Source organism: Micromonospora qiuiae (genome assembly GCF_016863555.1).
Taxonomy (GTDB): Bacteria; Actinomycetota; Actinomycetes; order Mycobacteriales; family Micromonosporaceae; genus Micromonospora; species Micromonospora qiuiae.
Map to the genome: position 1 here is coordinate 1 of NZ_BOPC01000063.1, position 23,397 is coordinate 23,397.

Sequence of the window (23,397 nt, forward strand, 5' to 3'; positions counted from 1 at the left end):
CGCGCGGACCGCCAGCGCGTTGAACGCGCGGCCCGCCAGGGTGTTAAGAAGGGGCCCCTTCTCTACGCTATGCGTTAAGAAGGGGCCCTTCCTTACACACACCTCAGAGGACGCGGTGGACCCAGTTGTGGGGGTCGGCGGCCTTGCCGCGCTGCAGGTCGACGAGCTGCTGACGCAGGGCCATGGTGACCCGGCCGGGCTCGCCGTCGGCGACGGTGAACTCCCCGTCAGGGAAACGGACCTGTCCGATCGGGGTGATCACGGCGGCGGTGCCGCAGGCGAAGACCTCGCGGAGCCGGCCGCTGGCGGCGTCGGCCTGCCATTCGGCGAAGCTCACCGGCTGCTCCCGCACCTGGTGCCCGGCCGCCGTGGCCAGGGTCAGCACCGACTCCCGGGTGATGCCGGGCAGGATGGTGCCGGTCAGCGGCGGGGTCGCCAGCGAGCCGTCGTCGTAGACGAAGAAGACGTTCATCCCGCCCAACTCGTCGACGAACCTGCGTTCCACCGCGTCCAGGAAGACCACCTGCTCGCAGCCGTGTTCGGCCGCCTCGGCCTGGGCGGCGAGCGAGGCGGCGTAGTTGCCGCCGCACTTCGCCGCGCCGGTGCCGCCCGGCGCGGCTCGCGTGTAGTCGGGCGAGACCCAGACCGCCACCGGCCGCACCCCGCTGGCGAAGTACGCCCCCACCGGCGAGGCGATGACCGCGTAGAGGTACTCGTTGGCCGGCCGGACGCCGAGGAACACCTCGCTGGCGAACATGAACGGCCGCAGGTAGAGGCTGCCCTCCTCGCCGTCGGGGATCCACTCGCGGTCGATCTCGATCAGCCGGTGCAGCGAGTCGACGAAGGTCTCCTCGGGCAGCGCCGGCATCGCCATCCGGGCGGCGGAGGTGTTGAAGCGGGCCGCGTTGGCGTACGGGCGGAACATCGTCACCCCGCCGTCGGCCGCGCGGTACGCCTTCATTCCCTCGAAGATCTCCTGCGCGTAGTGCAGCACCGCGCTGGCGGGATCCATCGGGATCGGCGCGCGCGCCTCGACGCGGGCGTCGTACCAGCCCTTGCCGTCGGCGTAGCGGATGGTGACCATGTGGTCGGTGAAGACCCGACCGAATCCGGGATTGGCCAGCAGAGCGGCCCGATCGGCGACGGATACCGGCGCGGGATTCGGACGGATCTCGAAGTCGAGCTTGTCACCACCGCTCATCGCGCTGACCTCCCTGAGGACCACGGCATGCGCCGACGCACACCGAAAACTTATGTGTCAGAAATTTACCCCGAACGGTCGTTCAGCGGGAAGGTCGACCAGTGGGTAGGAAGACGACGACCGGTGCGAAGCCCACGGGTCGGAACGCCACCGCGCCAGCGGAGAACCGGCGCTTCGGCAGCGCACGCCCGGCGCGCTGGCTCGGAGGGCAGACCGGGCGGCGGCGCGAGGTGACTCAGGCGGCTACCTGGGCCGCGATCCGGTCACCCACCTCGGCCGTGCGCAGGCTTACCTCCGGGCCGCGACCGGCCAGCTCCGCGCTGACCGCGGCGGTGATCCGGGCCGCCGCGTCGGCGTGCCCGAGCTGGTCGAGCAGCAGCGCGCCGGAGAGCACCGCGGCGACCGGGTCGGCCACCCCGCGCCCGGCGATGTCCGGCGCGGAGCCGTGCACCGGCTCGAACATCGACGGGTACGTCCCGTCGGGGTTGATGCTGCCGCTGGCGGCCAGCCCGATCCCGCCGGTGACCGCGGCGGCGATGTCGGTCAGGATGTCGCCGAACAGGTTGTCGGTGACCACGACGTCGTAGCGCTGGGGCTGGGTGACCAGGAACATCGCGGCGGCGTCGACGTGCTGGTATTCGGTGGTCACGTCGGGGTGCTCGGCGGCCACCGCCTCGAAGGTGCGGGCCCACAGCGAGCCGGCGTGGGTGAGCACGTTGGTCTTGTGCACCAGGGTCACCTTGCGCCGCTCACGTCGCCGGGCTCGGGTGAAGGCGTCGCGGACCACCCGCTCCACCCCGTGCCGGGTGTTCAGGCTCTCCTCGGTGGCGATCTCGGCGGGGGTGCCCCGGTGCAGCGTGCCGCCGGCCCCCGCGTAGAGCCCCTCGGTGCCCTCCCGGACCACCACCAGGTCGACCTCGCCGGACTTCACGGTCGCCAGCGGGCTGGCCACGCCCGGCCAGAGCCGCGACGGCCGAAGGTTGACGTACTGGTCGAAGGCGAAGCGCAGCTTCAGCAGCAGGCCCCGCTCCAGCACGCCGGGCGGGACGGTCGGGTCGCCGACGGCGCCGAGCAGGATCGCGTCGTGCCCGGCCAGCTCGGTCAGCACCGAGTCGGGCAGCACCTCGCCGGTGCGGTGGTAACGTGCCGCACCGAGGTCGTACTCGGTCGCCTCGACCCCCGGCACCGCCGCGTCAATGACCTTGCGGGCCTCCGCGACCACCTCGGGCCCGATCCCGTCCCCGGCCACCACCGCGATCCGTGCCACGTCGTCAGCTCCTTCGCTCGTGTGGCTCGACCGTACGCTTCCGTCCCGCGTCCCGGTACGGATGTTCCACTTTTCGGGAAACCGAATGCACAGCAGCTTCCCAGCAGGCATTCATGGTGCGGTCATTTCCGCTGCCTAACGTGATCCTGGACGGGCCGACCGGCCCGGGCGACCACCACGACGACGTGGCGGAGCGCCGAGGGAGGGTGACGCGATGTGGACCGACGAGCAGCCACGAACCCGTTGGGTGAACCCGACGACATTCCGCTACCGCCGACCCGACCTGCGGCTGGGCACCCGCGACCGTCGTCCGGACCGGTCCGGCCTGGTGGCCGGGGACCGGATCGCCGTCCGGCACACGGTGCACACCTCGACCGCTGAGTACACCCTGCTGCTGAACGCCCCGGAGTGGGTGGGCCGGCGGGGAGCCGGCGAGGCGCTGCGCGACGCGGTGGCCGAGTTGCGGGCGATCGACCTCACCTACGGCCCGACCCGCGCGGACAGTCTGGTGTCCCGGCTGCGCCGGGGCGAGATCAGTCCGGAGTCTTACCCACCGCTGGCCGAGTTGGTGGACCGGTGCGCCGAGATGCGGGCAGCCACCGACGGCTGGTTCGACGCCTGGGCGGTGCCCGGCGGGTTCGACCCCGGCGGCCTGCTCGGCGGATGGGCGGTCGAGCGGGCAGCGGCCCGGTTGCGCGCCGCCGGCATCCACGACTACGCCGTGCTCACCGGCGCCGACCTGGTGGTACGCGGCCACGCCGCGCACGGCGGTCCGTGGCGGGTCGCGATACACCACCCGACTGATCGCCGGCGGACGCCACTGGTGCTGGAGATGACCGCGGGCGCGATCGGCACCTCCGGGGTGACCGGCCGACAGGGACACGTGGTGGACCCGCACACCGGTGAGCCGGCCGATCAACTGGTCGCCGCCACCGTGGTCGGGCCCGACCTGGCGGTGGCCGACGCCTACGCCACCGCGCTCTACGCCGCCGGCCCGGCGGGACTGGCCTGGTTCGGCCCGGGAGCCGACTACCAGGCGCTGCTGGCCGCCCGCCGCTGAGTCGCCGGCAGGTCGAGGGCGGGACAGCGATCGGCCCCCACGGCCGCGGCAACGACCGTGGAGGCCGGTCAGCGACGAGTGCGCGTGGCTCGCGCAATCGAGGGGTGCGGGCCGGTCGGCCGGGGCGTCAACCTCGCCACCCGAAGACGGGCCAGCGCCACGGGCACGGCCAGCAACCGCCTCCGTACGCTATCGAATCGACGTGTTTCACGGCAAGGGTTCCACACGGGACACCACGGCACCGATACATCACCCCTGGCTCGGCCTGTGGCAGGGGCGTTTTCGACAAGGCAGAGCGTGGATGGCACGCTGTCCGCCGTGAGTTTCGATCTGAGCGTGTGGGCTCTGACCGACGGGGCGACGCCCGAGGATGTGCGAGCGGCGGTGCAGCGGTGCCGGCAGGGCCAGCACAGCGAGCGCCAACCGGACCCGCGGCTGGTGGCCTTCTACCGGGCGATCACTGCCAGGTACCCCGACCGGCCGGCCGGCCCAGGCAGCCCCTGGGCGGTCCTGCCGTTGCACACGGCGGCCGACCATATAGAACTGAAGCTGGATCCGGGCTGCCCCGATCAGGTGCTGCTCGACATCGAAGGGCTGGCCGGCGAGTGTCGGTTGATGCTCTTCGACGCCCAGGACGGCTCGGTCTACCCGCCGCCGTCCGCCCGAATGCCTGGCTGAACCGAGCGTCCCGAAACGACAAGGGACCCGACCACAAGGTCGGGCCCCCCACAGTCGTGCGTGGACTATTCGTCCCGCAGGTTGGCCGCGCTGGCCGCGATCGCGCCGATGGAGTCGGCAGCCGAGGTGAGCAGGTCGGCGCCGAGCGCCTGGTCGACGGTGAGGGTCATCAGCGTCTCGCCACCGGCCTCCCGGCGGGCCACCTGCATCGCCGCGATGTTGATGCCGGCCTCACCGAGCAGGGTGCCGACGGTGCCGACCACACCCGGACGGTCGGCGTAGCGCAGGAAGAGCAGGATGCCCTCGGCGCTTATCTCCACGTCGAAGCCGTCCACCTCGGTCAGCTTGATGATGTCCCGGGTGCCGGCATGGGTCACCGTGCCGGAGACGCTGACCGTGCGGCCGTCGGGCAGCGCGCCGCGTACGGTGACCAGGACCGGGTGTTCCACGGTCTCGGTCTGGGTGGCCAGCGCGACCTCGACCCCGCGCTGGGCGGCCAGGTGCGGCGCGTTGACGTAGGTCACCTGCTCCTCGACCACCGAGCTGAACAGGCCCTTGGTGGCGGCGAGCTTCAGCACCGAGACGTCGTGGTCGACGATCTCGCCGCGTACCTCGACGGTGACGCTGGCGGCGACGCCGCCGGCCAGCGCGGTGAAGGCGCGGCCGAGCTTCTCGGCCAGCGGCAGCAGCGGGCGGACGTCCTCGGCGACCACACCGCCGGCCTGCACGTTGACCGCGTCCGGCACGAACTCGCCCTGCAACGCCAGCTTCACGCTCTTCGCCACGGCCAGGCCCGCCTTGTCCTGCGCCTCGGCGGTGGAGGCGCCCAGGTGCGGGGTGGCCACCACGTTGTCGAAGGCGAACAGCGGCGAGGAGGTGCAGGGCTCCTTGGCGTACACGTCCACCCCGGCGCCGCCGACCCGGCCCTCGGCCAGCGCGTCGGCGAGGGCCTGCTCGTCGACGAGGCCGCCGCGGGCGGCGTTGACGATCCGCACGCCCGGCTTGACGATGGACAGCTCCTTCTCACCGATCAGCCCGACGGTCTCCGGGGTCTTCGGCAGGTGGATGGAGATGAAGTCGCTCTCCCGCAGCAGCTCCTCGAGACCGACCAGGCGCACCCCGAGCTGCGCGGCGCGGGCCGGCTGGATGTACGGGTCGTACGCGATCAGCCGGGTGCCGAACGCGGCGATGCGCTGCGCGAACAGCACGCCGATGCGACCGAGGCCGACCACACCGACGGTCTTGCCCTGGATCTCCACCCCGGTGTACTTCGACCGCTTCCACTCCCCCGCCTTGAGTGCGGCGCTGGCGCTGGCGGTGTTACGGGCGACTGCGAGCAGCAGGGCGACAGCCTGCTCGGCGGCGGAGACGATGTTGGAGGTGGGTGCGTTGACGACCATGACACCGCGGGCGGTGGCGGCCGGCACCTCGACGTTGTCCAGACCCACACCAGCGCGGGCCACGACCTTCAGACGCGGCGCGGCGGCGATCGCCTCGGCGTCGATCTGGGTGGCGCTGCGGACGATGACGGCGTCGGCCTCGGAGAGCGCGGAGAGCAGGGCCGGGCGGTCGGTGCCGTCGACGTGCCGGACGTCGAAGTCGTGGGCGAGCACCTCGATGGCGGCGGGAGCGAGTTCTTCGGCGATCAGTACGACAGGAGTCATTGGTCCTCGTAGACGCTGGTATGCGAGCGGTCTGGGCGTCGGGTCGCCGCGCTGCGTCCCGCGCTGATCCGTGCCATGGCCGTCAGGTGCCGGCTGGAACACCTACCCGCGATCGTAGGGCGCGGGCCGCCCGACGCGCTCCGGAGTGCGGGGTGAGTGCCCTCACACGGCCCCGTCGCCCGCCTGTCATCCCCGGTTCATCGATGCGACGAGTGGCGCCCACCACCTGATCGGCCCGATTCCGGCCGCCTTGCCGTCACCTCTTACAACGGGAAGGACGCGCCCTACGGAACTGTCGCGGAACATGACGGTGGCCCGTGACCTGCCGCTGGGGAGAGCGTCGGGTCACGGGCCACCGGCCCGGAAGATCAGGCGGCCGCGATGATCAGGCGGTCTCGGTGATCGGGCGGTCCACCCAGCTCATCATGCCGCGCAGCTTCGCGCCGGTCTGCTCGATCGGGTGCGCCGCGCCCTCGGCCTGCCACTTGCTGAAATTGGGGCGGCCAGCCTCGTCCTCGGCCACCCACTCGCGGGCGAACTCGCCGGACTGGACCTCGCTGAGGATCTTGCGCATCTCCTCCTTGACCCGGGCGTCGATGACCCGGTGGCCACGGGAGAGGTCGCCGTACTCGGCGGTGTCCGAGATGCTGTAGCGCATCTTGGCGATGCCGCCCTCGTACATCAGGTCCACGATGAGCTTCAGCTCGTGCAGGCACTCGAAGTAGGCCACCTCGGGGGCGTAGCCCGCCTCGGTGAGCACCTCGAAGCCGGCCTGCACCAGCGCCGACGCGCCGCCGCAGAGCACCGCCTGCTCGCCGAAGAGGTCGGTCTCGGTCTCCTCCTTGAAGGTGGTCTTGATCGCGCCCGCGCGGGTGCCGCCGATGCCCTTGGCGTACGACAGGGCCAGCGCGAAGGCGTTGCCGCTGCCGTCCTGCTCGACGGCGACCAGGCAGGGCACACCCTTGCCGTCGACGTACTGCCGGCGGACCAGGTGACCGGGGCCCTTGGGGGCGACCATCGCCACGTCCACACCGGCCGGGGGCTTGATCAACCCGTACCGGATGTTGAAGCCGTGCCCGAAGAACAGCGCCTTGCCCTCGCTGAGGTTCGGCGCGATCGACTCGGCGTAGATGTGGCGCTGCGCGGTGTCCGGCGCGAGGACCATGATCACGTCGGCCTCGGCCGCCGCCTCCGCCGGGGTGAGCACCCGCAGGCCCTGTTCCTCGGCCTTCGGCCGGCTCTTCGAGCCCTCCGGCAGGCCGATCACCACGTCGACGCCGGAGTCGCGCAGCGACAGCGCGTGGGCGTGGCCCTGGCTGCCGTACCCGATCACGGCGACCTTCTTCGCCTGGATCAGGCTCAGGTCGGCGTCGTCGTCGTAGTACACCTCAACGCTCATTGACTTCCCTTTCGTACGGCGGCCGCGGCGGCCCGTCGTGGCCGTGTGAATCAGGCGGCCGGTAAAGCCGGGCCTGCGGTTGGATGGACAGCCCGCGAGCCGCGAGCCGGTGGTTCGGGTCAGGCGGCCCGCAGCGCCGGACCGGCAGTGATCGCACGCGAACCGCGTCCGATCGCCACCAGGCCCGATTGGACCATTTCCTTGATGCCGAAGGGCTCAAGGTCGCGCAGCAGCGCGTCGAGCTTGTCGGCGGTGCCGGTGGCCTCGATGGTGAGGGTGTCGGAGGCCACGTCGACCACCCGGGCGCGGAACAGGTTGACCGTCTCCAGCACCTGGCTGCGGGCGGTGCGGTCGGCCCGCACCTTCACCAGCAGCAACTCCCGGGCGACCGAGGTCGACGGATCCAGCTCAACGATCTTGAGTACGTTGACCAGCTTGTTGAGCTGCTTGGTGACCTGCTCCAGCGAGGAGGCCTCGGCGTTGACCACGATCGTGATCCGCGAGACGTCCGGGTTCTCCGTCTCACCGACGGCGAGACTGTCGATGTTGAAGCCGCGCCGGGAGAACAGCCCGGAGACCCGGGCCAGCACGCCCGGCTTGTTCTCCACCAACACGGAAAGCGTGTGCATGGTCATCAAATGTCATCCTCGTCGAAGACCGGGCGGACGCCGCGGGCGAACATGATCTCGTCGTTGCTGGTGCCGGCGGCGACCATCGGCCAGACCATGGCGTCCTTGCCGACCACGAAGTCGATCACCACGGGCGCGTCGTTGATCGACATTGCCGCCTCGATGGTCTTGTCGACATCCTCGGCGTTCTCGCAGCGCAGCCCGACGCAGCCGAGCGCCTCGGCGAGCTTGACGAAGTCCGGAATCCGGTGCTTGTGGGTGCCGAGGTCGGTATTGGAGTAGCGCTCGTCGTAGAAGAGCGTCTGCCACTGGCGGACCATGCCGAGATTGCCGTTGTTGATGACTGCGATCTTGACCGGGATGCCCTCCAGCGCGCAGGTGGCCAACTCCTGGTTGGTCATCTGGAAGCAGCCGTCGCCGTCGACCGCCCAGACCACCGCGTCGGGCTTGCCGACCTTGGCCCCCATCGCCGCCGGCACCGCGTAGCCCATGGTGCCGAGGCCGCCGGAGTTGAGCCAGGTCTTCGGCTTCTCGAACGAGATGAACTGGGAGGCCCACATCTGGTGCTGGCCGACGCCGGCCACGTAGATCGCGTCCGGCCCGGCGATCTCCCCCAACCGCTTGATCACGTACTGCGGGGAGAGGCTGCCGTCGGGCTGCTCCTCGTAGCCCAGCGGGTACCGCTCGCGCAGGTCGTCCAGTTGCGTCCACCAGTCGGCGAGGTCGGCGCTGCGCCCGGCCGCGCGCTCGGCGGTGACCGCCGCGAGCAGTTCGTCGATCACGTGCCGGGCGTCGCCGACGATCGGCACGTCCGCGTGCCGGTTCTTGCCGATCTCGGCCGGGTCGATGTCGGCGTGCACCACCGTGGCGTCCGGTGCGAAGGAGTCCAGCTTGCCGGTGACCCGATCGTCGAAGCGGGCGCCCAGCGCGACGATCAGGTCGGCCTTCTGCAGGCCGTAGACCGCGGCGACGGTGCCGTGCATGCCCGGCATGCCCAGGTGCTGCCGGTGCGAGTCGGGGAACGCGCCCAGCGCCATCAGCGTGGTGATCACCGGAATGCCGGTCAGTTCGGCCAGCTTGCGCAGGCCCTCGGTGGCGCCGGCCTTGAGCACGCCGCCGCCGATGTAGAGCACCGGGCGCCGGGCGCTGCTCATCAGCCGCGCGGCCTCGCGGATCTGCTTGCCGTGCGGGTGCAGGGTGGGCCGGTAGCCGGGCAGATCCGGGGTGGGCGGCCAGGTGAAGGTGGTCGGCGCCTGGAGCACGTCCTTGGGGATGTCCACCAGCACCGGGCCGGGCCGGCCGGTCGAGGCCAGGTGGAACGCCTCGGCCAGCACCCGCGGGATCTCGCTGGCCTCCTGCACGAGGAAGTTGTGCTTGGTGATCGGCAGCGTGATGCCCTGGATGTCCGCCTCCTGGAAGGCGTCGGTGCCGATCGCGGGGCGGGCCACCTGACCGGTGATCGCCACCAGCGGCACCGAGTCCATGTGCGCGTCGGCGATCGGGGTGACCAGGTTCGTCGCGCCCGGCCCGGAGGTGGCGATGCACACACCGACCCGGCCGGTGGCCTGCGCGTAGCCGGTGGCCGCGTGGCCGGCGCCCTGCTCGTGCCGGACCAGGATGTGCCGGACGGACGAGTCGTAGAGCGGGTCGTAGGCCGGCAGGATCGCGCCGCCCGGGATGCCGAAGACGACGTCGACGCCGAGCGCCTCGAGCGAGCGGACCAGCGAACCGGCGCCCGAGACCTGGGCCGGGGCAGGGCGTACCGGCGTGGCGGCGGGGCGGATGTGGTCAGTGTCACCCGGGGCCTCGGCGGCGGTACGGGCCCGCCGGGCGGAATGGGCGAGGGTCTCTGGCGTGGGTCTCGTCATGACGTTGGCCTTCGGCTGGAGTTGGTGGGGCTGCTCACACTGTGGACGCGGGCGAGGCGTCCGATGGGTTCGACGGCAACAAAAAAGCCCACGTGCCATATGCACGGGGCCAGCGCACTCTCAGGCAGGGAGAGCGCGCTCAGGTAAGTACTCGCAGCGACCGGTACGACGACATGGCCTCAAGACTGACGCATCTCACGCGATGAGTCAACTGATCCCACATTCTGGTCCACCGTTCTCGGCGCGTCGCGGGCCGGCACGCCGACCGTACCCGGCGTGACCTGCTCGGCAGCCCTCTCGCCCGGGCGCGGGCCGGGCGCCGGTCGACGCGGCCGGGCGCCCGGTGAGGTGGCCGCCTCCAGCATCGCCTCCAGGTGCTCGGCCGGTACGCCCCAGCCGAACAGCGCGCCCTGGCCGAACCGGCAACCGGCGGCCACCACCGCGGCCAGTTCGGTGCGGGTGGTCACCCCCTCGGCGATGACCTCCAGACCGAACTGGTGCCCCAGCCGCATGACGATGTCGACCATCGGGGCGAAGGCCGGGCCGTCACGCCCGACCGGCCGCACCGGCTCGTGCTCGGCCACCAGCCCGTGATCGATCTTGAGGATGTCGATCGGCAGGCGGCGCAGCTGCCCCAGCGAGGAGTAGCCGGCCCCGAAGTCGTCCAGGGCGATCCGTACGCCGGTCAGCCGCAGCGCGGTCAGCCGCCGGATCAGCTCGTCGAGGTCGGTGGCGACCGCGTGCTCGGTCACCTCCAGGACCAGCCGCTGCGGCGGGACGTGGTGGGCGCGTAGCGCTTCGGCGACCTGGACCACGTACTCGGGGGCGTGCAGCTCGCGCGGGGAGACGTTGACCGACACCCAGACGTCGTGCCCCTCGGCCAGCCAGCGGGACAACTGGTGACACGCCTGGTGCAGCACCCAGGCGCCGAGCTTGGCGATCATCCCGCACTCCTCGGCCAGCGGGATGAACTCGTCGGGACGGACGTTGCCCAGCTCGGGGTGGTGCCAGCGCAGCAGCGCCTCGGCGCCGACCGGGCGTACCGACGGCAGGGAGGCCACCGGCTGGAACACCAGGCGCAGTTCGTCGCGCTCGATCGCGCCGCGCATCTCGTGCTCCAGCGTGGTGCGCCGGCGCAGCAGCCGGTCGTAGGCGCCGTCGTACCGCTCGATCCGGTTCTTGCCGCGCTGCTTGGCGTAGCGCAGCGCGAGATCCGCGTGCCGCAGCAGCAGCTCCACGTCCGGCGCCTCGGCCCATCCGGCCAGCCCGATGCTGACCGAGAGGAACAGCGCGCCCTCGGGCTGCTCGTAGCCACCGGCGAGCACCCCCAGCAGCCGCTCGGCGACCGCGCCCGCCTCGGTCGGGCCGCCGGGCATGAGCACCGCGAACTCGTCCCCGCCGAGCCGGGCGGCCACGTCGCCGGGGCGCAGGTTGCCGCGCAGCCGCTGGCCGACCTCGGCCAGCACCGCGTCACCGACGTCGTGGCCGCGCATGTCGTTGACGTGCTTGAAGCCGTCCAGGTCGAGGCTGAGCAGGACGCAGGGCCCGCCCGCCTCGGCGCACCGGTGCAGCGCCCGCAACAGCCCACGCCGGTTGGCCAGGCCGGTGAGCGCGTCGGTGTGCGCGAGCTCGCGGAAGTGCGCCTCTCGCTCGGCGAGCCGCCGGGCGTAGGCGCGGGCCTCGTGCAAAGTGAGGTACTGCCGGGCCACCAGGGCGAACCCTTCCACGCTGCCGGCGACGACGCCCAGCGCGTCGAACCGGCCGCCCTGCAGCAGGTGGTAGATCGCCGAACCGGCCAGCGCGGCCATCGAGACGAGGCCGCACTCACCGTCGTGCCGGATCACGTCGACGGCGACCTGACCGGGCGGGTCGATCCGGCGCCCGGCCAGCGCGGCGGCCAGCAGCCCCCCGGCGAGGGCGAGCGCACTGATCGAGGTCACGACCGGACCGGCCTGGCAGAGCCCGGCCGCGAGGCAGAGCCCGCCGCAGGTCGCCACAGTGGTGCCGGCGGCCAGCACGGCGAGGCCGCGCCGGGGCGCCGAGACCCGGAAGACCATGATGGCGGCGAGGCCGGTGCTCAACGCCGCGCTGACCGAGGCGAGCAGGATCGCCGGGCAGGCCGCCGGGGTGGCGTCGCCGAGCAGCCGGGTCGGCTCGGAGAACAGCACCCAACCGACGAACCACAGCGCCGTGCCCAGGATCACACCGTCCAGGGCGAGCCGGGCGGCCGAACCCGCCGAGCCGGTCACCCCGGGCATCCGCAGCAGGCCGAGGCAGAAGAGCAGACCGCTGACGGCCGCGCCGAGCGCGACCACGCTCGCCACCCCGATGCCCTGCGGCGGCTCGTGCGGCCAGTGCCCGCTCCTGCTCAGGGCGACGACCAGCCCGGTCAGCAGGGTGAACAGGGCGACCGCCGTGGCGACGGCGAGCAGTGCGTACGCCTGGCGATGGGGTCCGGCCCGGCGTCGGGCGGCGGCGATCAGTAGTACGCCGGCCGCGAGGGCGACCAACGCGCTCAGCGCCGCGGCGCCGATCATGCCCGGGGGTGGGTGCACGCCCCCAACTTTGCCGGATGAGCGCTTCCCGTGGGGATCGGATGCGCAACTGGTGGGACATGTACCGCTCGTCGATCCGCTCCGAGTTCGGCGTGCCAGACTGGTATCCATGCCTGAGCTGCGGTCGAAGACCTCCACGCACGGTCGGACGATGGCCGGTGCCCGGGCCCTGTGGCGGGCCACCGGGATGACCGACGACGATTTCGGTAAGCCGATCGTCGCCATCGCGAACAGTTTCACCCAGTTCGTGCCAGGTCACGTACACCTCAAGGACATGGGCGGCCTGGTGGCCGACGCGGTGGCCGAGGCCGGCGGGGTGGGCCGGGAGTTCAACACGATCGCCGTGGACGACGGCATCGCCATGGGCCACGACGGCATGCTCTACTCCCTGCCCAGCCGGGAGCTGATCGCCGACGCGGTGGAATACATGGTCAACGCGCACTGCGCGGACGCCCTGGTCTGCATCTCCAACTGCGACAAGATCACCCCGGGGATGCTGCTGGCCGCGCTGCGGCTGAACATCCCGACCGTGTTCGTCTCCGGCGGCCCGATGGAGGCCGGCAAGACGGTGGCGGTCGAGGGCGTCGTGCACTCCAAGATCGACCTGATCGACGCGATGATCGCGTCCTCGAACGAGGCCGTCACCGACGAACAGCTCGGCGCCATCGAGCGCTCCGCCTGCCCGACCTGCGGCTCCTGCTCGGGCATGTTCACCGCGAACTCGATGAACTGCCTCACCGAGGCGATCGGGCTGGCGCTGCCGGGCAACGGCTCGACGCTGGCCACCCACGCCGCGCGCCGGTCGCTCTTCGTCGAGGCCGGCCGCACCGCCGTGGAGATCGCCAAGCGGTGGTACGACCACGACGACGCCTCCGTGCTGCCCCGGATGGTGGCCTCCCGGGCCGCGTTCGAGAACGCCATCGCGCTCGACGTGGCGATGGGCGGGTCGACCAACACGATCCTGCACCTGCTGGCCGCCGCCCGCGAGGCCGAGATGGACTTCTCCGTCGCCGACATCGACGAGATCTCCCGGCGGGTGCCGTGCCTGGCCAAGGTCGCCCCGAACTCACCGCAGTACCACATGGAGGACGTGCACCGGGCCGGCGGAATCCCGGCCATCCTCGGCGAGCTGGACCGCGCCGGCCTGCTGCACCGGGACGTGCACGCGGTCCACGCCCCCTCGCTGGAGCGTTGGCTCGCCGACTGGGACGTGCGCGGCGGCTCGGCCACCCCCGAGGCGATCGAGCTGTTCCACGCCGCGCCTGGCGGGGTGCGCACCACCGAGCCCTTCTCCACCACCAACCGCTGGTCGTCGCTGGACACCGACGCCGCGGGCGGCTGCATCCGGGACCGGGAGCACGCGTACACCGCCGACGGCGGGTTGGCCATCCTGCACGGCAACCTCGCGCCGGACGGCTGCGTGGTGAAGACCGCCGGCGTGCCCGAGGAGTGCCTGACCTTCCGGGGCCCGGCGAAGGTCTACGAGTCGCAGGACGACGCCGTCACCGCCATCCTGGCCAAGGAGATCGTCCCCGGCGACGTGGTGGTGATCCGCTACGAGGGGCCGAAGGGTGGCCCCGGCATGCAGGAGATGCTCTACCCCACCTCGTTCCTGAAGGGTCGAGGGCTGGGCCGGTCCTGTGCGCTGCTCACCGACGGCCGGTTCTCCGGCGGCACCTCCGGGCTCTCCATCGGGCACGTCTCCCCCGAGGCCGCCTCCGGCGGGCTGATCGCCCTGGTCGAGCCCGGCGACGAGATCGTCATCGACATTCCGGCGCGCTCGATCGAGCTGAACGTGCCGGCCGACGTGCTGGACGCCCGCCGCGTCGCCCAGGAGAAGCGCGACCGCCCCTACACCCCGGTCGACCGCCAGCGCCCGGTCTCCGCCGCGCTGCGCGCGTACGCCTCGATGGCCACCTCCGCCAGCGACGGCGCCTACCGCCGCGTGCCGGAGTGACCTGGTAGCCGGCCGGGGCCGTGCCCCTCACGGCCCCGGCCTCACCTTTCACCGCCTGGAGCACATTCCTGGCGACCACCCGCAAGCACCACTGGCCATCCAGACAGCAATGCTGACTCCGGCTGCCCACCGGCGCTTGCCCCGCCCGGCCACCAGCAACGGCCAGGCTTTGCTTCCGCGACCTGATCCCCGATGGGGCGTCCAGTCGGGGCCCTGTCGAGTTGAGAGCGCGAAGGGATCGCGGTGATCGGCGGGTGGGTGGGAGTGCATCATGACGGCGGCTGGGCCCTGCCGCTCGGCTGAGGGGTCGTGATAGCGCAAACGGGTCAGCTCGACAGCAGTCGATGGTGACATCGTCTGGGCCCGGGAGGTTCAGGTAGACCGCCGCCAGCCCATGGGCCGGAGCAGTTTCCGCCGTAGAGCTCGCGCGGATAGGGCGTAGGTCAAGGGCACCGGGCAGGGCGACCGTCCCACCTGCAACGAACCCAGGACTGGCGGACCAGGCGGCGGAAGCAGCGCCTGGAACTGCTCCCACAAAGGGTCGGTAATGAAGGTGGGCAGGACGGGCATGCGGTCTTCTGATCGTCGTCGGCAGAGCGAAGGCGCAGGCCGCCGCGCCGCAGCCGTCGGGCTGCGGCGCGGGCGGCTGCGCTGCTACTCGGCCTGCGGCTGCGCCACCGCGGCAGCCGGGGAGCCGCTGATGACCGCTGCGCCGACGATCAGCCCGGTGACGGCGAGGGCCGCGGCGATCAGGAACGGGTCGCCGGCATGCAGGGCCGGGGCGAACCCGAAACCCACGTAGATGGCTACGCCGGCTGCTCCTCCGAGCTGGTCGGCTGCTCGCTGGACCCCGGAGGCGGTCCCGGCGTCCTCGTCAGTGGTCCCGCTGACAGCGATGTACTGCAGCCCCACGAGCCCAAAGCCCATGCCTGCTGCGATCAGCAGCATCGCCGGAAGCAGCCACGCTGCCCCGCCACCCATAACGGCCACGAGCGCGACCACTGCCATCGCACCTGCAGCAGCCGCGAGCCCGGTCAGCACGCACGCACGTGCGCCCCAGCGTTCCAGCAGCCGGGGCACGAGCACCGAGGCCGCGATCAGCGCCACCGCCAGCGGCAGCATCGTGAGACCGGCCCCCAGCGGACCGATCCCGAGCCTGTCCTGCAGGTAGAAGGTGAACAGCAGGAACGAGGCCGACAGCGCGCCGCTGAGCAGCATCGTCGTCAGGTTCGCACGCACCCGGGCCCGGTCGGCGAAGAAGGCCAGCGGAACCAGCGGATTCGGCGACCTCGACTCGACCCGCACGAACCCGACAGCGGCCGCCGCTGCACCGACCAGTGCAGCCAGGCTCACCCTCAGGCTGGTTGCGGGCTCGCCCGCCTCGACGGCGGCGTAGACGAACAGCAGCGGGCACGCGGTCAGCAGGACCGCGCCCGGCAGGTCCAGGCGGACCCGCTCCCGCGAGGTCGGCCGGTCGGCCGGGACCAGGAGGAGCGCGGCCACGGCCACGACCAGGATGAACGGCACCGAGATCAGGAAGACCCAGCGCCAGCCCAGGTGGGCGGTGATGATCCCCGAGAGGGCGAACCCGAGCACCAGGCCGCAGCTGGCCACGGCGGCCCACACGCTCAGGGCGCGCGACCGGCACGGGCCCTCAGGGAAGAGCAGCACGATGGTCGCCATCGCCGCGGGAAGCGCGACGGCCTCGCACGCTCCCTGGAGCAGGCGCGCGGCCACCAGGACCGGGAACGAGGGGGCCAGGCCCGCCAGCAGGGAGGCTGCGCCGAACAGGGCCGTGCCGACCAACAGGGTGCGGCGGCGGCCCAGCAGGTCACCGAGCCGGCCGCCGAGCATCAGCAGCCCACCACCGGTGATGGTGTAGCCGACCACGACCCACGCCAGCGAGTGGCCGTCGACGCCAAAGTCCCTGCCGATCGAGGGCAGCGCGATGTTGACCACGGTCACGTCGACGGCGATGAAGAACTGCAGCATGGACATCGCGCACAGCACGAGCCATGCGTGCACAGGGGCGGGACTCTGCCCGCGAAAAGAAGAGGAAGTGCCTGAAAGCATCGATTGCTCCGTCGCTCTGAAGAGTTACCGAGCAGCACGAGGGGCCGCTCCGGACTGATCACGAAGCGGATGGACGTTCCAGGTGAGGTGTTGCTGTGAGCCGGACGTCCCGCCGCTAGCGGGACGTCCTGGTCACTGCGGCGCAAGCGGCCGAGCACGAAGCGCCTGACATGCGGCAAATGCTAGCAGCGGGCACCTGTGGCCCCGTGCAAGCGTCGCGCCTATCCGCGCGACCTCGCCCTCTTGAACGAAGGGTCCGAGGTTCAGGTCTGGTCGAGTGGAACGACGAGGCCCTCATCGGCGACGAGCACTTCACCACCGAACGTGGATCGGGCCGAGGCGGCGGCCGCAGCCCGATCGTTGCCTGGCCAGAAATGGGTGAGCATCAGTTTGCGGGCGCCGGACCCCGCGCAACTCGAACGGGCCAGCTTGATACGTCCCCGGCAGCTCGTGGACGTCGAAAACGGTACGCAGGTCGACGTCGGGCTCCAGGCCGCTGAGACGAGCCAGCACCCCCGGTGTGCAGTACAGCGGCAGCCTGGAGCGGTCCCCTCCGCCGTACAGACGCATCCGAAACAGCCCGTGCAGGTCGATGCAATGGTCGGGGTGTTCATGGGTGATGACCACGGCGTCCACGACGCCGTCGGGACAGTGAGCCAACAAGCGCGGCAGAGTCGCGTAGCCGAGGTCAAGCACCAGCCGGAAGCCGTCCCACTCCACCAGGAAACCGCTGCAGGCCCTACCCGGCTCCGGGTAGGCGCCGCAACTTCCGAGAACCGTGATCTGTCGCATCAGCACAGCATGAGCCTCGCGACGATCCGGTAATACCTGACGCCTCCACCGACAGGTACAGGTGACCGGAACGAATCGTGGAGGTGCCGTGCGAGATCCCACAGCGAGGTTGACCGACCTCTTTCACCCGGCCCGCACCGCAGCCGGGCTGGGCGCGCAGCGCCGACGGTCAGCGGGTCCTCGCTGACGCCTACCTGATCAACTGACCAGAATCCGGTGCGGAGGCCGGACGTCGCCCAGGCGGCGTGCGGCCTCGCTTCAGGCTGTCAGCCGCAGAGCTCGGCTTGGGCGAAAAGCGCCATCCCGCCGCTCGCTGGGCCAGATGCAGTCGGCTTGACCCAGGCATCAGGCCACGGCGGGGTCCCGCTTCGGCGTGCCCGGCACGAGGGTGCGGGCGTACGCGATGGCGGCCGGGGTGTCGGGGAAGACCAGGCCGTCCCGGCGCAACTGGTCGGCCACGCCGACGGCGTCCAACACCTCGTCGTGGCCGGGCACGATGCCGGAGAGCAGCACGGTGATGCCGCGTCCCTGGAGTCGGCGGATGGCGTCGCCGAGCACCTGCGCGCCGGTGGCGTCGATGGCGGAGACCCGGGACATCCGCAGGATGACCACCCGCACGTCGGCGACGTCGGAGAGCCGGAGCAGGAAGTCGTGCGCGGCGGCGAAGAACAGCGGCCCGTCGAGCCGGTAGGCGACGATGTGCTCAGCGAGCAGCGCCTGCTCCTCGGCGGTGTGTTCGCCGGAGTCGAGTGGCACCTGTTCCAGCCGGGCACTGCGGGCGACCGCGCGCAGCGCCACCACGATGGCCACGCCGACTCCGACGGCCACGGCGAGGACCAGGTCCCAGATGACGGTCACGGCGAAGGTCAGCACGAGCACCAGTGCGTCGCCGCGGGTGGCCCGCGCCAGCGCCCAGAGCGAGGCCGCCTCGACCATCCGTACCGTGGTGGCCAGCAGCACCCCGGCGAGCGCCGCGAGTGGGATGCGGCCGACCAGCGGCGCGGCGACCAGCACGACGCCGGCCAGGGCCAACGCGTGGGTCAGCGCGGCCAGCTTCGACACGGCACCGGCTCGCACGTTGACGGCGGTGCGCGCGATCGCCGCGGTGGCCGGGATGCCGCCGAACAGCGGGGACGCGAGGTTGGCCAGACCCTGGCCGAACAGTTCGCGGTCGGGGTCGTGCCGCTGGCCGACGGTCATCCCGTCGGCGACGGTGGCCGAGAGCAGACTCTCCAGTGCGGCCAGGGCCGCCACCGCCAGCGCGGCCGGCAGCAGCACACCCACCGCGCCGAGGTCGACGAAGTCCAGCGACGGCGCGGGCAGCGACTGCGGCAGGGCGCCGATCCGGACCAGGTCAACCGGTGCCAGTTGGGCGAGTACCGTGACTGCGGCCACGGCCAGCAGCGAGAACGGCACTCCGGGGCGCCACCGGGCACCGAGCAGCATCACTGCCGCGACACCGAGGGCCACCAGGACCGGCGCCGGCTGCGGATGTACGACAAAACGGGCGACCGCGTCCACGGCCACCGCCCACACCCGTTCGCCCTGCGCGTCGGTGACGCCGAGCGCGGCAGGCACCTGTTGCAGGGCGATGACCACCGCGATGCCGGCGGTAAAGCCCTCGATCACCGGCATCGGCAGGTAGCGGACGTACCGGCCGGTGCGGGCGAAGGCCAGGGCGACCAGTATCAGCCCGGCCATCGCGCCGACCATCAGCACGCCGGTTGCCCCGAACTGCGCCACGACCGGCACCAGCACCACGGTCATCGCGCCGGTCGGGCCGGAGACCTGGAGGTTCGACCCGCCGAAAATGGCCGCGATCGCACCGGCGACCACGGCGGTGATCAGACCGGCCTCCGCACCGAGGCCGGAGGTGACGCCGAAGGCGAGCGCCAGCGGGAGCGCTACGACGGCGACGGTGAGGCCGGCGACAAGGTCCCGGCGGGGTGAGCGGCGCACGGCCGTCCAGTCGGCGCGACTCGGCAGCAGGTCGAGGAGGCGACGCCCGACGGTGCTCACGGCCGACCGGGCGCTGCTGGCGAGTGGAGCCTGGGTGCCGCCTCTCATCGGTCCCGCCCGTCGGCGCGCAGCTCCTCCAGCAGAGCGCCCCGGTCGGTGAGCACCGCGCCGAGGATCCGCCGGCCGGCGGCCAGCAGGTCGGCGACGTCAGGTGTGCTCAGCGCGTACATCACCAGCGGTCCGTCACGGTATGAGGTGACCATGCCGGCCCGACGCAGCACAGCGAGTTGTTGGGACAGGTTCGACGCCTCCACTTCGATGATCGCGAGCAAGTCCCGCACCGGTTTGGGGCCGCTCTGAAGCAGCTCCAGCACCCGAATGCGGACGGGATGCCCCAGGGTGCGGAACAGCTCGGCCTTCGCCTGGTACAGCGGCACGGACACGCTCAGCCTCCTCCTGCGGCACACGGAGGCCGCACTGAAGACTTTAGCACTTGCAGAATTCTTCAACTACTAAAGTGGCGAAGGTCACCGCCTCCCCGAGCGCCTGATGTCGCCGGGTTGGCGCTGGTGCCCCGGCGCAACACACCAGACCACTAGGTCAACCGGAGTTCGTGCAGGTCGGTGGCTTCGGCGAGCAGGTGTACGCCCTCGTCATGGTGAAGGTGCAGAGTGCAGCCGGCGCGGGTGAAGCGGACGGTCAGGGTCTGCCCGGCGTGCCGGGCGGCCAGCCGCAGCAGCACCGGCACCGGGTCGGCGGGCCGGTCGTTCGGCGCGGCGGCGGGCACCGGGATCGGCACCGCCGAGTCGGCGGGCACGGCTTCGGCGACGGTGTCGGTCAGGCACTCCACGCACCAGGCGAGCGCCGCTTCGAGGGTCGGCCGGTACGGCAACTCGTCCGGGCTCACCGGAGCGTCGCGGTTTCGCAGGTGAACCGACCAGCGCAGCCCGCTCACCAGCAGCGGGTCACCGGCGTGGTGCCGCAGGTCGCAGACGCTCACCTCCAACGCCAGGTCCAGGCCGAGCGCGAGCCGGATCAGCTCGGTCAGGGGTGGGGCGTCGGGGCGTACCGCCGACACGATCAACCGGCCTGCGGGCTGTCCCCGGCCGGCGGCGCGCACCTGCTCGGCCACCGGGTCGGCCCCGGCCCAGGGCAGCGTGACGTACCCGCCGAGCAGGTCCGCCTCGATCTCGTGCCCGCCGTCGGCCTCGGCAAGATCCTCGGGCCGTACGCCGAGGATGGGCGCCCAGGCCGCGAGCCGGTAGCGGTCGGGCAGCCGGACCACCGGCTTGCCGCCGGGCTGCGTGGCGGCGAGCGTGACCTCCTCCGGCGTGCCGGCGTGCCACGCCAGGTGCACCACCCGGTGCCGAAGGTCGGTCAGCGTGATCACCACCGCGTCGTAGAGCCGGTGGGTGTCGTCACAGCTGAAGCAGGCCAGCGCGGAGGGTCGCAGGCCGGCACCGCGGCAGTGCGGGCAGTCAACATCGGCGGTACGGCCACCGAGCCGGCAGTCGCAGCTACGCAGCCGGCTGCCGGGCACGCAGTCCGGGCAGGGCCGCCAGCCGATCTCCGGACCGAGCCAGGACGGGTCGGGCGGGGTGAAGCCGCGCCGCAACGGCACCCGCACCCGGCGCAGCACCTGGCCGGTGGGCTGCTCGACCAGGTCCTCGATCGGTTCGCCGTCGCGCAGGCTGGTGTGCCACCAGCGACCGTCCCGCCAGATCGCCTGCGCGCCGGGCAGCTCGGCACCGTCGACCGGGTCTACGCAGTCGGCGAGAATCCGGCGTTCGAGCTGGTCCACGTCGACGGCCGGCACGACGGGTGGGCGCGGCTGGTCGGGCTGCACCAGCCGGGCGGCGACGTCCCGGCCGCGCTCGGCGAGCCCGGCCAGCGCGTCGGCCACGTCGGTGGCGGCCAGCGCTTCCGGCAGGTCGCGCCGCCCGCTGCTGAACATCGGCGCCGGCGAGCCGGGCACCTCGTACCGGACGTTCCAGCCCTGCCGGCGTACTTCGATCACCAGGTCGAGCAGGAGCAGGTCGGCCAGCGCGCAGAGCCGCACCAGCCGGTCGGCCGGGTCGACCGGCGGCGCGGGCTGGCACCGCCCGACGAACAGCCGCCAGGGAGCGTTGTCCCACCCCACGATGGCCTGGGCCTCCAGCTCCAATCGGTGCAGGGCCGGCAGGTCGGGTCGCCACTGCGACGGCAACCACAGCTGCGGCACCTCACCGGTCACGCTGGCACCGACGCTGGCGGCAAGCTCGCGTACCCGGTCGGAGAGCCGGACCACCCACCCGGTCGGGGCCGACTCAGGATCGAGGCCGCCGGGCACGACGTTGTGGGAGGCGACCGCGCCGGTGTCCAGATTGGCCACGCTGAGCACCAGCTGCGCCCGTCGCCGCCCGCGCCGCTTGCAGCGATGACAGGCGTACGCCACACTGCCCGCGCCCCGGCACTGCTCACACTCGCGGTACGCCTCCCGGTTCACGGGCGTGGCCGTCTCGTCCGCCAGAAACCGGTTCCCGAAGTTAAGGCACCGACAAGGCGACAGCTGAAAAGTCAACCCGTCACAGTCCGGGCAGGTTATGACAGTCACTGCTCACCCGTCCGATTTCCGCTAGCGCACTGTGACCTTTCGAAGATTGCTCGCACGGGTCGACACCGCCCCTTCTTTGATCGGAATTGGCATCGCGGTCATCGCCGTTGTCGGACTTATCTTGTAGGGTCGGAAACACCATGACAATGAATGTCGCGTCACACTGTTCGACTGCTTGATCGCACCATTTCGGAGTTCGACAACCCCCGCCAGGATGTTGCAAAACCCGACAGGAAGGAGGGCGCGATGGCCGAAGACATGGGGTCGACAGTGCCCCGACGCCAGCTCGGCAGGACCCTGCGTGACCTGCGCACCGAAGCCGGGATCACGCTCGACGCCGCCGCCGAGGCGCTGGAGTGCAGCCGACAGAAGGTGTGGCGGATCGAGAGCGGCCTCGGCTCCGTGCGCGGCGTCGACGTCCGCGCCATGTGCGAGCTGTACGGCGCACGCGGCGAACTGACCCGAGCGCTCACCGCCCTGGCCGCCGAGACAAGAGCCAAAGGTTGGTGGCACGCCTACGGCGACGCCATCCCCGACTGATTCGAGCTGTACGTCGGCCTCGAATCCGCCGCTTCGAAACTACGGTTCTACAAGAACAGCCTCGTGCCGGGCATCTTCCAAACTCGGGACTACGCCCGGGGCATCTACCGGATCGATCAGCCCGACATGACCGACGACGACCGCGAACGCGCCGTCGACCTTCGCCTGCAACGCCAGTCACTGCTGACCCGCCGCCTGCCCAAGGCGCCCGAGGTGCAGGTCGTCCTCTGCGAATCCGTCCTACTCCGACCGGTCGTCAGCAGCGCGGCCATGGCGGAGCAGCTACGGCACCTGCTGCGGTTGACCGAGCAGCCGAACATCTCCGTCCGCGTCACGCCGCTGACGGCCGGGCCACACCAGGGAACCGTGGCGGGCGAGTTCGTCATGCTCAATTTTCCACTGGGAAACCGGAGCACGCCCGAACCGCCGGTGGTGTACAGCGAAGCGATCACCGGTGCTCTCTATCTCGACCGACCGGGCGAGTTCGCGACCTATGAGAAGGTCTGGTCGAGCCTGCTCTCACTCGCTCTCGATGAGGGACAATCGATCGAGCTGATCAACAAGGTAATCGGGGAGGTTCACCATGGTTGACCTGACGGGTGCGCGCTGGCGCAAGAGCACCCGCAGTGCGGGCAACGGCGGCGAGTGCGTCGAGGTCGCCGACAACCTGCCCGGCGTCGTCGCCGTACGCGACAGCAAAGACCCACACGGCCCCGCCCTCACCTTCACCCCCACCGCCTGGACCAGCTTCATCGCTGCCACACGCGAGCTGCACTGACCCGGCCGAGCCGCACCCGGCAAGCTTCGCCTTCGGGATGCTGTTCTGCTGCCTGTCGAGCTGAACCGTTGATGCCATCAGGGAGGCGTTCAGCGCCGGCCGCGCACCCGCCGGCCGCCGCGCTGCCGAGCCGAAGGCCGCGATCCATTCACGCTCTCAGCTCGACAGGGCCTGCCCTTCTAATTCATCAGAAGGACGGGCAGGAAGGCGGGCAGCTGTGTCTACCCGCCCGCTGGTCAGTAGGCGGCGCGGGTCGCGGCATCTGGTACGACAACCGCCGCGCGACGAGGCGTGGAGCCCCGAGTCACACCCGGCAAGCTTTCCGGCCGTCCCACAACTGGGCGCTTCCGCTGATCACCTTTCAGGCAGTGCGCGGTTTACCAC

At 71.4% G+C, this 23,397-nt stretch carries 18 protein-coding genes; 6 read left to right on the forward strand and 12 right to left on the reverse strand.

From position 1 onward, the window contains the following. Window positions 1-103: 103 nt before the first annotated feature. Window positions 104-1,201, reverse strand: a complete 1,098-nt coding sequence (locus Vqi01_RS21550) for a branched-chain amino acid aminotransferase (protein WP_204036643.1) — start codon at window positions 1,199-1,201, stop codon at window positions 104-106. Window positions 1,202-1,436: 235 nt separating this feature from the next. Continuing rightward, entirely contained in the window at window positions 1,437-2,468 is a 1,032-nt protein-coding gene (locus Vqi01_RS21555) for a 3-isopropylmalate dehydrogenase (RefSeq protein ID WP_204036644.1), read from the reverse strand. Between the two features lie 214 nt (window positions 2,469-2,682). On the opposite strand from Vqi01_RS21555, the gene Vqi01_RS21560 reads away from it, so the two are divergent. Both Vqi01_RS21560 and Vqi01_RS21565 read left to right on the forward strand, forming a co-directional pair. Continuing rightward, the gene (locus Vqi01_RS21560) at window positions 2,683-3,528 is read left to right on the forward strand and encodes an FAD:protein FMN transferase (protein WP_204036645.1); all 846 of its coding nucleotides are present in this window, start codon (window positions 2,683-2,685) and stop codon (window positions 3,526-3,528) included. A 318-nt stretch (window positions 3,529-3,846) separates the two neighbouring features. Then, window positions 3,847-4,206 carry a hypothetical protein gene (locus tag Vqi01_RS21565; RefSeq protein WP_204036646.1) on the forward strand — a complete coding sequence of 120 codons (360 nt, stop codon included), beginning with the start codon at window positions 3,847-3,849 and terminating at the stop codon, window positions 4,204-4,206. Window positions 4,207-4,271: 65 nt separating this feature from the next. On the opposite strand, the gene serA is transcribed toward Vqi01_RS21565, so the two are convergent. From serA to Vqi01_RS21590, 5 genes are all read right to left on the reverse strand, one after another. Next, window positions 4,272-5,870 carry a phosphoglycerate dehydrogenase gene (gene serA / locus Vqi01_RS21570; RefSeq protein WP_204036647.1) on the reverse strand — a complete coding sequence of 533 codons (1,599 nt, stop codon included), beginning with the start codon at window positions 5,868-5,870 and terminating at the stop codon, window positions 4,272-4,274. Window positions 5,871-6,255: 385 nt separating this feature from the next. Beyond that, on the reverse strand, window positions 6,256-7,269 hold the full coding sequence (gene ilvC, locus Vqi01_RS21575; protein WP_204036648.1) for a ketol-acid reductoisomerase: 1,014 nt from the start codon (window positions 7,267-7,269) through the stop codon (window positions 6,256-6,258). A gap of 119 nt (window positions 7,270-7,388) precedes the next feature. Further along, window positions 7,389-7,904 carry an acetolactate synthase small subunit gene (ilvN, locus tag Vqi01_RS21580; RefSeq protein ID WP_204036649.1) on the reverse strand — a complete coding sequence of 172 codons (516 nt, stop codon included), beginning with the start codon at window positions 7,902-7,904 and terminating at the stop codon, window positions 7,389-7,391. Continuing rightward, window positions 7,904-9,766, reverse strand: a complete 1,863-nt coding sequence (locus tag Vqi01_RS21585; protein WP_204036650.1) for an acetolactate synthase large subunit — start codon at window positions 9,764-9,766, stop codon at window positions 7,904-7,906. Before Vqi01_RS21585 ends, ilvN begins: the two co-directional genes overlap by 1 nt. Before the next feature lie 179 nt (window positions 9,767-9,945). After that, window positions 9,946-12,321, reverse strand: a complete 2,376-nt coding sequence (locus tag Vqi01_RS21590) for a putative bifunctional diguanylate cyclase/phosphodiesterase (RefSeq protein ID WP_204036651.1) — start codon at window positions 12,319-12,321, stop codon at window positions 9,946-9,948. A gap of 109 nt (window positions 12,322-12,430) precedes the next feature. Between Vqi01_RS21590 and ilvD the strand changes: the two genes are divergently transcribed. Next, window positions 12,431-14,278, forward strand: a complete 1,848-nt coding sequence (ilvD, locus tag Vqi01_RS21595; protein WP_204036652.1) for a dihydroxy-acid dehydratase — start codon at window positions 12,431-12,433, stop codon at window positions 14,276-14,278. Window positions 14,279-14,932: 654 nt separating this feature from the next. On the opposite strand, the gene Vqi01_RS21600 is transcribed toward ilvD, so the two are convergent. From Vqi01_RS21600 to Vqi01_RS21620, 5 genes are all read right to left on the reverse strand, one after another. Further along, window positions 14,933-16,276 carry an MFS transporter gene (locus tag Vqi01_RS21600; protein WP_204036653.1) on the reverse strand — a complete coding sequence of 448 codons (1,344 nt, stop codon included), beginning with the start codon at window positions 16,274-16,276 and terminating at the stop codon, window positions 14,933-14,935. A 387-nt stretch (window positions 16,277-16,663) separates the two neighbouring features. After that, complete coding sequence (locus tag Vqi01_RS21605; RefSeq protein WP_204036654.1) at window positions 16,664-17,071, reverse strand: MBL fold metallo-hydrolase; 408 nt, start codon at window positions 17,069-17,071, stop codon at window positions 16,664-16,666. A gap of 417 nt (window positions 17,072-17,488) precedes the next feature. Beyond that, on the reverse strand, window positions 17,489-19,210 hold the full coding sequence (locus Vqi01_RS21610; protein ID WP_204036655.1) for a SulP family inorganic anion transporter: 1,722 nt from the start codon (window positions 19,208-19,210) through the stop codon (window positions 17,489-17,491). Further along, window positions 19,207-19,545 (reverse strand): ArsR/SmtB family transcription factor, encoded by a 339-nt coding sequence (locus Vqi01_RS21615; RefSeq protein ID WP_204036656.1) that lies wholly within the window; start codon window positions 19,543-19,545, stop codon window positions 19,207-19,209. Before Vqi01_RS21615 ends, Vqi01_RS21610 begins: the two co-directional genes overlap by 4 nt. 152 nt (window positions 19,546-19,697) lie before the next feature. Continuing rightward, complete coding sequence (locus Vqi01_RS21620) at window positions 19,698-21,587, reverse strand: hypothetical protein (protein ID WP_204036657.1); 1,890 nt, start codon at window positions 21,585-21,587, stop codon at window positions 19,698-19,700. Window positions 21,588-21,941: 354 nt separating this feature from the next. Here Vqi01_RS21620 and Vqi01_RS30925 point away from each other — a divergent pair, with 354 nt between their 5' ends. The 3 genes from Vqi01_RS30925 to Vqi01_RS21630 are packed head-to-tail and all read left to right on the forward strand — an operon-like array spanning window position 21,942 to window position 23,013. Continuing rightward, window positions 21,942-22,235 carry a helix-turn-helix domain-containing protein gene (locus tag Vqi01_RS30925; RefSeq protein ID WP_239098565.1) on the forward strand — a complete coding sequence of 98 codons (294 nt, stop codon included), beginning with the start codon at window positions 21,942-21,944 and terminating at the stop codon, window positions 22,233-22,235. A gap of 6 nt (window positions 22,236-22,241) precedes the next feature. Continuing rightward, the gene (locus Vqi01_RS30930; protein WP_275408835.1) at window positions 22,242-22,826 is read left to right on the forward strand and encodes a DUF5753 domain-containing protein; all 585 of its coding nucleotides are present in this window, start codon (window positions 22,242-22,244) and stop codon (window positions 22,824-22,826) included. Then, window positions 22,819-23,013, forward strand: coding sequence for a DUF397 domain-containing protein (locus tag Vqi01_RS21630; protein WP_204036658.1), 195 nt, complete (start codon window positions 22,819-22,821; stop codon window positions 23,011-23,013). The genes Vqi01_RS30930 and Vqi01_RS21630 overlap by 8 nt, the downstream gene beginning before the upstream one ends. Window positions 23,014-23,397 lie beyond the last annotated feature (384 nt).

Bases quoted from the DNA above. Each gene is read 5' to 3' on its own strand.
- Vqi01_RS21630 (WP_204036658.1), top strand. From the start codon at position 22,819: ATGGTTGACCTGACGGGTGCGCGCTGGCGCAAGAGCACCCGCAGTGCG.
- Vqi01_RS21600 (WP_204036653.1), bottom strand. From the start codon at position 16,276: ATGTCCATGCTGCAGTTCTTCATCGCCGTCGACGTGACCGTGGTCAAC.
- Vqi01_RS30925 (WP_239098565.1), top strand. From the start codon at position 21,942: ATGGCCGAAGACATGGGGTCGACAGTGCCCCGACGCCAGCTCGGCAGG.
- Vqi01_RS21550 (WP_204036643.1), bottom strand. From the start codon at position 1,201: ATGAGCGGTGGTGACAAGCTCGACTTCGAGATCCGTCCGAATCCCGCG.
- Vqi01_RS21610 (WP_204036655.1), bottom strand. From the start codon at position 19,210: ATGAGAGGCGGCACCCAGGCTCCACTCGCCAGCAGCGCCCGGTCGGCC.
- ilvD (WP_204036652.1), top strand. From the start codon at position 12,431: ATGCCTGAGCTGCGGTCGAAGACCTCCACGCACGGTCGGACGATGGCC.
- ilvC (WP_204036648.1), bottom strand. From the start codon at position 7,269: ATGAGCGTTGAGGTGTACTACGACGACGACGCCGACCTGAGCCTGATC.
- Vqi01_RS21560 (WP_204036645.1), top strand. From the start codon at position 2,683: ATGTGGACCGACGAGCAGCCACGAACCCGTTGGGTGAACCCGACGACA.
- ilvN (WP_204036649.1), bottom strand. From the start codon at position 7,904: ATGACCATGCACACGCTTTCCGTGTTGGTGGAGAACAAGCCGGGCGTG.
- serA (WP_204036647.1), bottom strand. From the start codon at position 5,870: ATGACTCCTGTCGTACTGATCGCCGAAGAACTCGCTCCCGCCGCCATC.
- Vqi01_RS21585 (WP_204036650.1), bottom strand. From the start codon at position 9,766: ATGACGAGACCCACGCCAGAGACCCTCGCCCATTCCGCCCGGCGGGCC.